We start from the raw sequence: 12,579 nt of genomic DNA on the forward strand, positions 1-12,579 counted from the left end.
TCCTCCATCATCCTCCAGCCCCGGTCCGCACGCGGGGGTGGAACCGATACGGGCCGTCTACACCTCGGTCATGCCGGTGCGCGCCCGGCCGCCGGCCGACTCGCGCACGGCCGCCGCGACGGCGCCCGCCACGTCCGGATGGAACACGCTGGGGATGATGTAGTTCGGGCCGAGTTCCTCGGCGGTGACCACCGCGGCCAGCGCCCGGGCCGCGGCCAGCAGCATCTCCTCGGTGACCACGCTGGCCTGGGCGTCGAGCAGGCCGCGGAAGACGCCGGGGAAGGCCAGCACGTTGTTGATCTGGTTGGGGTAGTCCGAACGGCCGGTGGCGACCACGGCCGCGTGCTCGCGGGCGTCGTCGGGCGAGACCTCCGGCTCCGGATTGGCCAGCGCGAAGACCACGGCGTCCTCGGCCATGGTGGCGATGTCGTCGCCGTTGAGGATGCCGGGGGCGGACACCCCCACGAAGACGTCGGCGCCCTTGACCGCACCGCGCAGGTCACCGGAGTATCCCTCGGTGTTGGTGTGCTCCGCGATCCACCGGAGCGAGGCGTCCAGGTCGTCGCGCCCGAGGTGCACGGCCCCCCGGTAGTCACAGACGATCACGTTGCGCGCGCCGGCCGCGAGCAGCAGGCGCAGCACCGCCGTACCGGCCGCGCCGGCTCCGGCGAGGGCGATGCGGACGCCGGCCAGGTCCTTGCCGACCACGCGCAGCGCGTTGGTCAGCGCGGCCAGGACGCAGATCGCGGTGCCGTGCTGGTCGTCGTGGAAGACCGGGATGTCCAGCAGCTCCCGGAGCCTCCGCTCCACCTCGAAGCAGCGCGGCGCGGAGATGTCCTCCAGGTTGATGCCGCCGAAGCCGGGCGCGATGAGCTGGACCGCCCGGACGATCTCGTCGACGTCCTGGGTGTCCAGGCAGATCGGCCAGGCGTCGATGTCGGCGAAGCGTTTGAACAGCGCGGCCTTGCCCTCCATGACGGGGAGCGCGGCGGCCGGCCCGATGTTGCCCAGGCCGAGCACGGCCGAGCCGTCGGTGACCACGGCGACGCTGTTGCGCTTGATCGTCAGGCGGCGGGCGTCCTCGGGGTTGCGGGCGATCGCCATGGAGACCCGGGCGACACCGGGCGTGTAGGCCATGGAGAGCTCGTCGCGGTTGCGCAGCGGCACCTTCGACTTCATCTCGATCTTGCCGCCGAGGTGCATGAGGAAGGTCCGGTCGGAGACCTTGTGGATGACCACGCCCTCGACGTCGTCGAGCTTGTCGACGATGGCCTGGGCGTGGTCGGTGTCACGGGCGGCGCACGTGACGTCGATGCGCAGGGTCTCGTGCCCGGCGGTGGTCACGTCGAGGGCGGTGACCACGCCCCCGGCGGACTCGACGGCGTGGGTGAGCTGGCTGACGGCCTTGCCGCCGGCCGGCACCTCCAGCCGCACGGTGATGGAGTACGACACACTCGGCACAGTGGCCACAGTCAACCCGCTCCTTCGCGACCGACCTGGTTCGGGATTACCCTGCCAAATCTAGTGCCCCTCCCGCCAATGTTCGCCCCGTCGCGTCACCCGGGACGGTCAGTCCGGCGGTCAGTCCGGCGGTCAGTCCGGCGGTCAGTCCGGCGGTCAGTCCGGCGGTCAGTCCGGCGGTCAGTCCAGAGCCGTCGCCGCCGTCACGATCAGGTCCACGCAGGCGTCCACCGGGATGACCGTGCTGTCCAGGACCAGGTGGTAGAGGTACGGCGAGGCGGGGTCGGCACGGTAGAAGTGGCGGACGTAGGCGGTCCGCGCCCGGTCGTTGTCCTCCACCAGCTTGCGGGCCTGGCGCTCGGTCAGCCCGGCCAGCGCCGCCGTCCGCAGGATCCGCCTGCGGGGCGGGGCGTCCAGCCGCACGTGCAGCGCGCCGGGATGGTCCGCCAGGACCAGCGCCCCGCCGCGCCCGAGGATGACCCCGCCCTGCTCGCGCGCGACCTTCTTGATCACGTTCTCGGTGTGGACGGCGAAGTCCTCCGGCGGGAGCGGCATCGCGCCGGGCAGGTAGACGTCCACGCCGCCGAAGGTCGCCGTCGGCAGCCGCGCGGCCCCCGACAGCAACCAGCCCAGCCCGTGCTCGGAGCGGTCGTCGTGGGAGAGCGCCTCCTCCAGCGTGCAGCCGAGCTCCTGGGCCACCGCACCGGGGATCGCCCGGTCCACGAACGGCACGCCGAGACGTTCGGCCACCGCCGGGCCGATCACACTGCCGGCGGTGCCGTACGTCGCGGAGATGGTGACGACCCGCATACCGCATTCATGCCCGGCGGGGCGTCTCCGTATGACATTTCCCGGCCGCTGGTCGGAGCGGCTTTCCGGCCGTCGGTCAGAACAGCGCGGACGCCAGGTTCCGGCGGGCCTTGACGATCGACGGGTCGTCCGCCGGGAGCGTGTCGAACAGGCCGAGCAGGTGCAGCCTGGCCCGGTCGCGCCCCTCGCCCGCGGTCCTGCGCACCACCCCGATGAGACGGTCGAAGGCGGCGTCCACCTCTCCGGAGAGCATCTCGAAGTCGGCGGCCAGGAGCTGGGCCTCGATGTCGGCGGGATCGCCCAGGCGGCGCTCCACATCCGCGGGGTCGACGCCCTGGGTCCGCCGGATCAGGCCGAGGCCGGCCAGGCCCAGCTTGGCGTCCTGGTCGTTCGGGGAGCGGGCCAGCAGCCGCTCGTACGCCGCCGTCGCGCCGTCGAGGTCGCCGGCGTCGATGGCGCGTTCCGCGTCGAGGATGTCCGGATCCACCGGCGCCTCCTCGGGCCGCGCGCCGCCCTCCGGGCCCTCCCCGGGCGGCGGGAGGTACTGGGCCAGGGCCTCCATCAGCTGGGCGAGCCAGTCGCGCAGCTGCGGCTCGGTGGCGATGCCGGGAACGACCGCGACCGGCTGCCCCTGGAAGATGGCGTACAGCGCGGGCACGTTCTGCACCCGCAGGGCCTGGGCGATCTGCCTGCTGACCTCGACGTCCACCCGCGCCAGCGTCCACCGGCCCGCGTGCTCCGCGGTCAGTTTCTCCAGCAGCAGGCTGTACTGCCTGGCCTGCTCGGCGCGGCTGACGGTGAGCTCCAGCAGCACCAGGCTGTTCATGGAGCGTTCGACGACCTCGGTCGCGAAGTTGGCGTCGTCGACATCGACGACCTGCGCCGGAGCGCCCCCGGTTTCCTGCGCGGCGGCCTCCCGCCTCGCCTGCGCCTCCAGCGCCTGCTTGCGCGCGCCGAGGTCCACGGCACCGTACAACGATCCGGGTCGAGTAAAGTCCGCTGGGCTCATGACACCAATCCTGCCGTATCCGCGCCCCTCGCCGTGCGCAGCGTCGCCATCAGTCCCCGAGCCGCGACGCGCCGGCGTCGCCATCGACACAGCCTCAGAAGCGGGCGGGTTCGGTGTAGACGCCCCAGACGTCGCGGAGGGCGTCGCAGATCTCTCCCAGGGTGGCCTCAGCGCGGACCGCGTCGAGCATGGTGGGGATCATGTTGCCCTCCCCCCTGGCCACCTGGACCATCGCGGCCAGGGCTGCGTCCACGGCCGCCTGGTCGCGGGCCGCGCGGCGCTCGGCCAGGACGCGGTTCTGCTCGCGCTCGACCTCGTGGCTCACCCGCAGGATCTCCAGGGGCTCCTCGGCGGAGGCCGTGTGGCAGTTCACCCCGACGATCCGCTTCTCGCCTTTCTCCAGCTTGCGCTGGTAGTCGAAGGCGGCCTCGGCGATCTCGGACATGAACCAGCCGTCCTCGATGCCGCGCAGGATGCCGGAGGTCATCGAGCCGTCGGAGCCCATGTCCCGGATCTTCGCGAAGATCGCCTCGGCCTCCGCCTCGATGCGGTCGGTGAGCGCCTCGACGTACCAGGAGCCGCCGAGCGGGTCGGCGACGTTGACGACCTCGGTCTCCTCCATGATCACCTGCTGGGTGCGCAGCGCGATCTCGGCGGCCTTCTGGGTCGGCAGCGCGAGCACCTCGTCCAGCGCGTTGGTGTGCAGCGAGTTGGTCCCGCCCAGCACGGCCGCGAGCGCCTCGATCGCGGTGCGGACCACGTTGTTGTACGGCTGCTGCGCGGTCAGCGAGACCCCGGCCGTCTGGGTGTGGAAGCGCAGCCACTGCGCCTTGTCCGTCGTGGCGCCGTAGACGTCGCGCATCCACCGGGCCCAGATCCGCCGGGCCGCCCGGAATTTGGCGATCTCCTCGAAGAAGTCGATGTGCGCGTCGAAGAAGAACGACAGACCGGGGGCGAAGACGTCGACGTCGAGGCCGCGGGACAGGCCCAGCTCCACGTAGCCGAACCCGTCGGCCAGGGTGAACGCCAGCTCCTGTGCGGCGGTGGAGCCCGCCTCCCGGATGTGGTAGCCGGACACGCTCAGCGGCTTGTAGGCCGGGATCTCGGCGGCGCAGAACTCCATCAGGTCGCCGATCAGCCGCAGGTGCGGCTCGGGTGCGAACAGCCACTCCTTCTGCGCGATGTACTCCTTGAAGATGTCCGTCTGGAGCGTCCCGTTGAGGCGGCCGGCGGGGACGCCCTGCCGCTCGGCGGCCACGACGTACATGCAGAAGATCGGGACGGCCGGGCCGCTGATCGTCATGGAGGTCGTGATGTCGCCCAGCGGGATGCCGTCGAACAGCAGGTCCATGTCCATCGCGGAGTCGATCGCCACCCCGCAGTGCCCGACCTCGCCGAGGGAGCGCGGGTCGTCGGAGTCGCGCCCCATCAGCGTCGGCATGTCGAAGGCCACGCTCAGCCCGCCGCCGCCCGCGCCCAGGATCATCTTGTAGCGCTCGTTGGTCTGCCGGGCGTTGCCGAACCCCGCGAACTGCCGGATGGTCCAGGTCTTGCCCCGGTAGCCGGTGGCGTGCAGGCCCCGGGTGAACGGGTATTCGCCGGGCCAGCCGATGCGCCCGAACCGGGGGTCGTCACCCGCGGGCCCGTAGACCGGCTCCACCTCCAGGCCGGAGAGCGTCCGGAACTCCGACTCCCGCTTGGCGGCCTTGTCGAAGCGCGCCTGCCAGCGCGCCCGCCCCGCCTCGATCTCCTCGGCGTTCATCGCCCACCTCTCCGTCCGGCTTGTGGCCCCGGAAAACGACCTCGGAAAAATACTAGGACGTCCTAGTATTTTTTGGCCAGCGTCGCCCGGGAGGGAGTTCCCTTCCCGGGAACGCGACGGTGATTCGTCCGGGAGGTCAGTCCCGTTCCCCGGAAGGCCGGTCCGCGAAGTCGCCGGCCGACACCCGGAGGGTCCGCAGCAGCTCGAACAGCTGCTTCAGCTCCGCCTCGCCGTACATCGTCATGGCGAAGTCCGCGCCCATCAGCGCCCCGGTCGCCCGGTCCACGACCTCCCGGCCCCCGTCGGTGATCTCCGCGAGCACGCCGCGGCCGTCGCGGGGATTGCGCATCCGGCGGACCAGTCCCGCCCGCTCCAGCCGGTCCACCGTGTTCGTGACGCTCGTCGGGTGCACCATCAGCCGCTCACCGATCCGCGACAGCGGCAATGCCCCCGTCTTGCTGAACGTCAGCAAAACCAGCGCCTCGTACCGGGCAAAGGTCAAGTCATACGGTTTGAGTAGCGTGTCCAGTTGCGCCAACAGGATCTGATGCGCTCTCATGATCGAGGTGACTGCGGCCATGGCCGAGGACGGCCCGAAGCGGGCACGCCACGTCTCCGCGGCGCGCTCGATGGGGTCGAACGGCAAGTTCAGCTGACCGGTAGCCACAGGGCTACGGTAGCGCGGCCCCGTCCCGGTTCATCCGTATACGTACAGCAATCAGAACGATGGCTTCACCAAGAACCCGGACATCAAACGTCACACTCAGTTATGGTTCCCACATCGAATGGTGAGGCCGTGACCAAGTGGTCACGTGCGCTCAGTCCGGCCCGCGGGGGAAGCAGGCCGGACCGGATGCCCTGGGGACCGGCTCCGCACATTCATGGCACGGGGGGTGCTTGATGAACGACATTTCGAAGGCGTCCGGACGTCCTGTCGATTCCGGCTCACAGACCGATTCCGGCCCGCAGACCGATTCCGGCCCGCAGATCGGCTCCGGCCCGCAGATCGGCTCCGGCCCGCAGATCGGCTCGGGCTCACAGATCGGCTCGGGCTCACAGATCGGCTCGGGCTCACAGATCGGCTCGGGCTCACAGACCGGCTCCGGTCCGGCCCGGGGCCGGGCCGATGCGGCGTGGGCCCGGCCCGCGCTCTCCGGTGCGTGAGCACAGGGGCGTTTCACGCGAGGAACTCCAGCAGAGCGCGTTGGTGGCGGTCGCCGTCCTGCTCGTGCTCGGCCTGGTCGCCGCGTGGAGCGTCCTCATCCCAGGCGTCAGCGCGTGGGAGAACATCATCGTCGCCCTCATCGGCTCGCTCCGGCTCACCGGACCGGTGGCCGCCGCGTTCGCCGCCTGGGTGGCGGTCCGCAGGCGGCGCGGGACCGGAGGCAGGGCGCTGACCCCCTGGCAGGCGGTGCGCGCGCCGCTGGCGATCCTGGTGGTGGTCATGGGCTCCTTCACCGCGACCGTGCTGGTCCTGGCGGTCAAGACCATGCTCACCGAGCAGGCGGGCCGGCTGCTGCCCAGCGGCCTGATCATGAGCGTCGCGGGGCTCGCGCTCTACGTCACCATCGGCTGGGTGACCGGCTGGCTGCTCCCCTGGACGATCACTCCGGTGCTCGCCGGGATCGGCTGCTACGCGCTGTTCGCCTGGCTCTCCGAGACGTCGGCCTGGGCCGACCGGCTCGTGCCCGGCACGCGGGAGCCGTACGACCTCTTCCGGGGACTGAGCTCGGCGGCCTTCGCCGACCAGACGCTCTGGCTGCTGGGCATCAGCGCCGCGCTGCTGCTCGGCTGGGCCGCGGTGGTGACCCGGCAGGCGCTCGTGCTGGCCGCCGCGCTGCTGGCGGTGCTGGCCGCCGGGGCCGGCCTGTCCCGGCTGCTGAGCGAGCCGCAGCCCGTCTCGGCCGAGCGGGTGGTCTACAGCTGCCAGGAGTGGCCGATCATGGTCTGCGTGCATCCGGGGATGCGGACCGGGCTGGACGAGCTCGGCTCGACGTTCATCAAGATCGCATCCAGGCTGGCGGGCACGCCGGGTGAGTTCTTCCGGGTCGAGCAGCGGCCGCGGCGCGACGACGCCCCCCTCGCGCCGGGCACGGTCCCCGTACACGTGGACGACCTGGCCACCGGGTTCGCGGACCGGGCCGCCGACGAGTTCGTGGACGGCCTGGCCGCCAAGTGCGACGGAACGCCGTCGGCGGGCTACCGCGACATCGTGACCGCCTGGCTGCGCGGCGAGCCGTTGCCCGGCGGGCCGCTCGCCGAGCACCGGTACGCCGCCGCGTGGTTCTCCGGCCTGACCGAGACCCAGCGCCGTGACTGGCTCCGCCTCCACTACCCCGACTTCGTCGGCTGCCGCCTGCAGAACGTCCACTTCGGCGGCCGGCCGGCCAGGGCCGGAGCGGCCGAGCCGGAGCAGTGGCCGCAGCGGCTGGGACAGCGCCGCGCCACGGACAAGATCGGCATAGGCTCGATGTGAGAGGCCGCCGTCCGGTCGGCTGGGAAGCCTGGCGCCGGGGAACGTGAGAAGCCCCCCGCCCGGGGAAGGGGACTGCCGTGAAGGCTAACGTGGAAGCACCTCCCACCGCCCCGGCGGCACCCCGCAGGCGCCGGTGGCGCATGCTCGCCGGACTCCTCGTCGTCGCGGTCCTGCTCCTCGTCGCCGGCCGGCTCGCCTGGTCGTGGATGGACCCGTTCCGTGAGTCCACGGTCGACCGCAGTCAGCCCGTCCTGCTGCAGTCCATCCACGACCTCAGCCGTTTCGAGGCGGCCACCGGCAACTTCCAGGTCATCGTCGACCTGGAGAAGGACGCCGACTTCCTGCCCGACGCGATCAAGGGCACCCGCACCCTGTTCGTGGGCGCGGGCGGCGTGGACGCCTACGTCGACTTCAGCCGCCTCGGCAAGGACGCCCTGACCGTCTCCCCCGACCGGACCCAGGTCACGGTACGGCTCCCGCGCGCCCAGCTGGAGAAGCCCAACCTCGACAACGGCCGTTCCTACGTCTACACCCAGGAACGCGGTCTCTTCGACCGGGTCTCCGACTTCCTGTCGTCCTCCCCGGGCAACCAGCAGGAGCTCTACGTCCTGGCGGAGAAGAAGATCGCCGAGGCGGCCCTGGCGAGCGACCTGCGCAACCGCGCGGACCAGAACACGAAGATGATGCTGAACGGCATGCTGACCGGTCTCGGCTTCGACAAGGTCACCGTGAAGTTCGCCGACGAGCCCTGATCAGCCCAGGGCGGCCAGCAGCTCGTCGGCCGCCGAATAGGGGTCGAGACCGGCCTCCACGACGCGCGCCGCGAGCGTGTCGAGCCTCCGGTCCCCGTGCAGGCCGGCGAACCGGGACCGCAGCGCGGTCAGGGCGATGGCCTCGATCTCCTCCCGGGCCCTGGTGTGCCGGCGGCGCTCCAGCTCGCCCGAGGCCTCCAGGTACGCCAGGTGCTTGTCCAGGGCCTCGACCACCTCATCGCCACCCTCGCCCCGGTGGGCCACCGTCGGCACGATCGGCGGCCTCCAGTCCCGCTCGACCAGCGCGACCATGTTGCGGAGCTCGCGGATCGCCGCCTGGGCGCCGTCGCGGTCGGCCTTGTTCACCACGAACACGTCGGCGATCTCCAGGATGCCCGCCTTGGCGGCCTGGACGCCGTCCCCCATGCCGGGAGCGAGCAGCACGATGGTGCTGTCGGCCAGCGAGGCGATCTCCACCTCGGCCTGGCCGACCCCCACGGTCTCGACGAGGACGACCTCGCAGCCCGCGGCCTCCAGCACGCGCAGCGCCTGCGGCGTCGCCCAGGACAGGCCGCCCAGGTGGCCGCGGCTGGCCATCGACCGGATGAACACCTCGGGGTCGGTGGCGTGGTCCTGCATCCGCACCCGGTCACCGAGCAGCGCCCCGCCGGTGAACGGCGACGACGGGTCCACCGCGAGCACGCCGACCCGCAGGCCCCGTCTGCGGAACGCCCGGACCAGCATCCCGGTGGAGGTCGACTTGCCCACCCCGGGGGAGCCGGTCAGCCCGATGATCCGGGCCCGGTTCGGGCGGTCGGCGCAGAGCCTCGCGGTGATCTCCCGTAGCAGCGGCGAGCCGTTCTCCACCAGGGAGATCAGCCGGGCCACCGCCCGGGGCCGGCCCTCACGCGCTCCCGCGATCAGGACGTCCAGATCCACGCCCAGGTCCATGCCGCCCGCCCTCCGTACCCTCGATCCGATCACACCGGGTCCCCGACATCATGCGGCTCGCCCGCGGCTCCCGGGAACTCGGCCGGGGCCCGCGGGCGAGCCGGGACGTCAGGCCGAGGGGACGCGGATGATCAGGGCGTCGCCCTGGCCGCCGCCCCCGCACAGCCCGGCCGCGCCGAGCCCGCCGCCGCGGCGCTTGAGCTCGTAGGCCAGGGCGAGCACGATGCGGGCGCCGGAGGCGCCGATCGGGTGCCCGACGGCGATGCCGCCGCCGTTGACGTTGACCTTGTCGAGCGGGACGCCGAGGTCCTTGACGGACTGGAGGACGACCTGGGCGAACGCCTCGTTGATCTCCAGCAGGTCGAGGTCCTCGGCCGAGAGCCCCTGCTTGCCCAGGGCGTGCTTGATGGCGTTGGCCGGCTGGGACTGCAGCGAGTTGTCGGGACCGGCCACGTTGCCGTGGGCGCCGATCTCGGCCAGCCACTCCAGGCCCAGCTCCTCGGCCTTCGCCCTGGACATCACGACCACGGCGCAGGCTCCGTCGGAGATCTGCGAGGCGGAGCCGGCGGTGATCGTGCCGTCCTTGCTGAAGGCGGGACGCAGCCTGCTCAGGGCCTCGGCGGTGGTGTCGGCCCGCACGCCCTCGTCGGCGGAGACGACGATCGGGTCGCCCTTGCGCTGCGGGATCGAGACCGGGACGATCTCGTCGAGGATGCCGTTCTTGATCGCCGCGGCGGCGAGCTGGTGGGAGCGGGCGGAGAACTCGTCCTGCTCCTCGCGGCTCCAGCCGAGGCGGGCGTTGTGCCGCTCGGTGGACTCGCCCATGGACACCTGGTCGTAGGCGTCGGTGAGGCCGTCGTGGGCCATCGAGTCGACGATGTCCGCACCGCCGTACTTCACTCCCCTGCGCAGGCCGGGCAGCAGGTGCGGGGCGTTGGACATGGACTCCATGCCGCCCGCCACGACGATGTCGAACTCGCCCGCCCGGATGAGCTGGTCGGCGAGGGCGATCGCGTCCAGCCCGGACAGGCAGACCTTGTTGATCGTCAGCGACGGGACGGTCATCGGGATCCCGGCCTTCACCGCGGCCTGGCGGGAGGGGATCTGACCCGCGCCGGCCTGGAGCACCTGCCCCATGATCACATACTGCACGGCCTCGGGAGCGACACCGGCGCGCTCCAGCGCGGCCTTGATGGCGATGCCGCCGAGCTCGGCGGCCGTCAGGCTCGACAACGAGCCGAGGAGACGGCCGATGGGGGTGCGAGCTCCGGCGACGATGACGGAACCAGACATGGAGGGGCCTCCCTGGCAGGAAGTGGGGCGACTTTGCCACCATACCCATGAGTACACCAGCGACTGCCATGGAGGTTGGCCCCATGTTCATGCGTATCGACCATGTGGGGATCGCCTGCCACGACCTGGAGGAGAAGATCGCGCTCTTCGAGCGGACCTTCGACCTGACGGTGGTGGCCCGCGAGGTCAACGAGGAGCAGGGCGTCAAGGAGGCCATGCTCCACATCGCCGACGGCGAGGGCGGCGGGTCCTACATCCAGCTCCTGGAACCGCTGGGCCCCGACACGCCCGTCGGGAGGTTCCTGGCCAAGCGCGGCGAGGGGGTGCACCATGTTGCCTTCGGAGTCCCGGACGTCACGCGGGCGCTGGAGGAGATCGGCGGGAAGGGAATCCGCCTCCTCGACGAGAAGCCGCGTCACGGCTCGATGGGCTCCTCCATAGCGTTTCTGCATCCGAAGGACGTCGCCGGGATGCTGACCGAGCTCGTCCAGGCTCCTGACCAGCGACGGTAGCTCCACCGAACACAAGGGAGACTCATACGTAACAAGTCACGCAGATAGCCAGAGGGGGCCGCCAACGAGGCAACAGCGGAGTACGCTGGCCTATCACCGGACGTGGGTCCACCAGGATCCTGCCTCGGGTGTCCGAGCCCCCGTCCAGCACGTGTAGCCGTCTCGCCAACCCAGGATCGAGCCTCCATGCAGTCCGACATCGACGCCCAGCTCAACAACTTCTTTGAGGACGCCCCCGCCCGGGAATTCGACGTGGTGCTCCGTGGCTATGACCGGCACCAGGTTCACGACTACCTGAAGCAGCTCGACACCGAGCTGCGCCAGGCCCGGGAGCAGGTCACCGGCCTGCAGCGGGATCTGAGCGACTCCCAGCGCCAGCTCCAGGAGCAGGAGAGGCCGACCTACTCCGGTCTCGGCGCCCGGATCGAGCAGCTGCTCCGCCTCGCCGAGGAGCAGGCCACCGAGCTCGTCCAGGCCGCCCGGTCCGAGGCGAACGAGATCAAGGCGGCCGCCAAGGTGGAGGCCGCCGACATGCGCGCCGCGGCCGAGAACGAGGCGGCCGAGAAGCGCGCCCTCGCCACGCGCGAGGCCGACGACATGCGCGGCACCGCCGAGCGCGAGGCCGAGGAGATCCGCTCGACCGCCCGCCGCGAGGCCGAGGAGCTCACCTCGACCACCGAGCGCGAGGTCGCCAAGCTCCGCGCCACCGCCGACCACGAGGTCGCCGAGAAGCGCGCCGACGCCGAGCGCGAGATCGCCAAGCTCCGCACCACCACCGAGCGCGAGGTCGCCCAGCTCCGCGCCTCGACCAAGCGCGAACGCGACGAGATCCTCACCACCGCCAAGCGTCAGGCCGACGAGATGCGGGCGCAGGCCCAGCGCATCCTGGAGGAGTCCGAGGCCAAGCGGGCCCAGGACGAGGCCGAGTTCGAGATCCAGCTCGCCGCCCGCCGCGAGGAGGCCGAGCGCCAGGAGGCCGAGCGCCACGCCACCGCGCAGGCCGCCACCCAGAAGCTGGTCGCCGAGGCCGAGCAGCGCGCGGCCACCGCCGAGCAGCGGGCCACCAAGGCCACCCAGCAGGCCGAGCAGACCCGCCGCGAGGCCGACACGCACGCCAAGCAGCTGCTGACCAACGCCCGCAAGAACGCCGACCAGATCGTCGCCGAGGCCAAGAGCAGCGCCGAGTCGATCGTCTCCGAGGCCAAGGCCGAGGCCGAGCGGAGCCGCACGGTCGCCCAGCGCCAGGTCGACGAGCTCACCCGCCAGCGCGACAGCATCACCAGCCACCTGGCCCAGCTGCGCCAGCTGCTCGGCGGCGCGCCGCTCCCCGCGGCCGACCCCGAGCCCGCCGTCACCGCGGCCCCGGCCAAGCCGGCCATCGCCGCCGCCAACGGCAACGACAAGCCCGCTCCGGCCGCCGCGAAGGCGGACAAGACCGACGACGACGCGGAGTGGTGGCAGGAGTGACGCCCCGGCGCTGAGACGTTGACGACGGCTACCGGAGAACCCGGCGACCCCGCGGTCGCCGGGTTCTCCCTTTCCCTGGCAGGCGC

The 12,579-nt window shown here is 71.7% G+C and carries 12 protein-coding genes; 5 read left to right on the plus strand and 7 right to left on the minus strand.

The annotated features are described in order from the left end of the window. Positions 1-57: 57 nt before the first annotated feature. From IEZ08_RS09145 to IEZ08_RS09165, 5 genes are all read right to left on the minus strand, one after another. A complete protein-coding gene (locus tag IEZ08_RS09145; protein ID WP_068921682.1) occupies positions 58-1,470 on the minus strand; it encodes an NAD-dependent malic enzyme in 1,413 nt (470 codons plus the stop codon). 171 nt (positions 1,471-1,641) lie between these two features. Further along, positions 1,642-2,271 (minus strand): cytidylate kinase-like family protein, encoded by a 630-nt coding sequence (locus IEZ08_RS09150; protein WP_068921681.1) that lies wholly within the window; start codon positions 2,269-2,271, stop codon positions 1,642-1,644. Between the two features lie 76 nt (positions 2,272-2,347). Then, positions 2,348-3,280 (minus strand): tetratricopeptide repeat protein, encoded by a 933-nt coding sequence (locus tag IEZ08_RS09155; RefSeq protein WP_068921680.1) that lies wholly within the window; start codon positions 3,278-3,280, stop codon positions 2,348-2,350. Positions 3,281-3,374: 94 nt separating this feature from the next. Continuing rightward, the gene (icmA, locus tag IEZ08_RS09160; protein WP_189241989.1) at positions 3,375-5,042 is read right to left on the minus strand and encodes a coenzyme B12-dependent isobutyryl-CoA mutase large subunit; all 1,668 of its coding nucleotides are present in this window, start codon (positions 5,040-5,042) and stop codon (positions 3,375-3,377) included. A 136-nt stretch (positions 5,043-5,178) separates the two neighbouring features. After that, positions 5,179-5,694: a MarR family winged helix-turn-helix transcriptional regulator gene (locus IEZ08_RS09165; RefSeq protein WP_068928437.1), complete on the minus strand. Its 516-nt coding sequence runs from the start codon at positions 5,692-5,694 to the stop codon at positions 5,179-5,181. A 248-nt stretch (positions 5,695-5,942) separates the two neighbouring features. Here IEZ08_RS09165 and IEZ08_RS09170 point away from each other — a divergent pair, with 248 nt between their 5' ends. From IEZ08_RS09170 to IEZ08_RS09180, 3 genes are all read left to right on the plus strand, one after another. Next, positions 5,943-6,206 (plus strand): hypothetical protein, encoded by a 264-nt coding sequence (locus IEZ08_RS09170; protein WP_189241990.1) that lies wholly within the window; start codon positions 5,943-5,945, stop codon positions 6,204-6,206. Then, complete coding sequence (locus IEZ08_RS09175) at positions 6,199-7,518, plus strand: hypothetical protein (protein WP_176728404.1); 1,320 nt, start codon at positions 6,199-6,201, stop codon at positions 7,516-7,518. The genes IEZ08_RS09170 and IEZ08_RS09175 overlap by 8 nt, the downstream gene beginning before the upstream one ends. An 89-nt stretch (positions 7,519-7,607) precedes the next feature. Beyond that, positions 7,608-8,270: a DUF4230 domain-containing protein gene (locus IEZ08_RS09180; protein WP_229803007.1), complete on the plus strand. Its 663-nt coding sequence runs from the start codon at positions 7,608-7,610 to the stop codon at positions 8,268-8,270. Here IEZ08_RS09180 and meaB read toward each other — a convergent pair whose 3' ends face one another. Continuing rightward, positions 8,271-9,221, minus strand: a complete 951-nt coding sequence (meaB, locus tag IEZ08_RS09185; RefSeq protein WP_068921676.1) for a methylmalonyl Co-A mutase-associated GTPase MeaB — start codon at positions 9,219-9,221, stop codon at positions 8,271-8,273. Between the two features lie 108 nt (positions 9,222-9,329). Next, a complete protein-coding gene (locus IEZ08_RS09190; RefSeq protein WP_068921675.1) occupies positions 9,330-10,514 on the minus strand; it encodes an acetyl-CoA C-acetyltransferase in 1,185 nt (394 codons plus the stop codon). Between the two features lie 83 nt (positions 10,515-10,597). Here IEZ08_RS09190 and mce point away from each other — a divergent pair, with 83 nt between their 5' ends. Continuing rightward, a complete protein-coding gene (mce, locus tag IEZ08_RS09195; RefSeq protein WP_084779623.1) occupies positions 10,598-11,026 on the plus strand; it encodes a methylmalonyl-CoA epimerase in 429 nt (142 codons plus the stop codon). 186 nt (positions 11,027-11,212) lie between these two features. Next, positions 11,213-12,493, plus strand: a complete 1,281-nt coding sequence (locus tag IEZ08_RS09200; protein WP_068921673.1) for a DivIVA domain-containing protein — start codon at positions 11,213-11,215, stop codon at positions 12,491-12,493. Positions 12,494-12,579: the final 86 nt, after the last annotated feature.

The organism is Planobispora rosea (genome assembly GCF_014648175.1).
Classification (GTDB): domain Bacteria; phylum Actinomycetota; class Actinomycetes; order Streptosporangiales; family Streptosporangiaceae; genus Planobispora; species Planobispora rosea.

Excerpts from the sequence above, each read along its gene's own strand:
- IEZ08_RS09170 (WP_189241990.1), top strand. The coding sequence starts at position 5,943 with ATGAACGACATTTCGAAGGCGTCCGGACGTCCTGTCGATTCCGGCTCA.
- icmA (WP_189241989.1), bottom strand. The coding sequence starts at position 5,042 with ATGAACGCCGAGGAGATCGAGGCGGGGCGGGCGCGCTGGCAGGCGCGC.
- IEZ08_RS09190 (WP_068921675.1), bottom strand. The coding sequence starts at position 10,514 with ATGTCTGGTTCCGTCATCGTCGCCGGAGCTCGCACCCCCATCGGCCGT.
- meaB (WP_068921676.1), bottom strand. The coding sequence starts at position 9,221 with ATGGACCTGGGCGTGGATCTGGACGTCCTGATCGCGGGAGCGCGTGAG.
- IEZ08_RS09150 (WP_068921681.1), bottom strand. The coding sequence starts at position 2,271 with ATGCGGGTCGTCACCATCTCCGCGACGTACGGCACCGCCGGCAGTGTG.
- IEZ08_RS09200 (WP_068921673.1), top strand. The coding sequence starts at position 11,213 with ATGCAGTCCGACATCGACGCCCAGCTCAACAACTTCTTTGAGGACGCC.
- IEZ08_RS09155 (WP_068921680.1), bottom strand. The coding sequence starts at position 3,280 with ATGAGCCCAGCGGACTTTACTCGACCCGGATCGTTGTACGGTGCCGTG.
- mce (WP_084779623.1), top strand. The coding sequence starts at position 10,598 with ATGTTCATGCGTATCGACCATGTGGGGATCGCCTGCCACGACCTGGAG.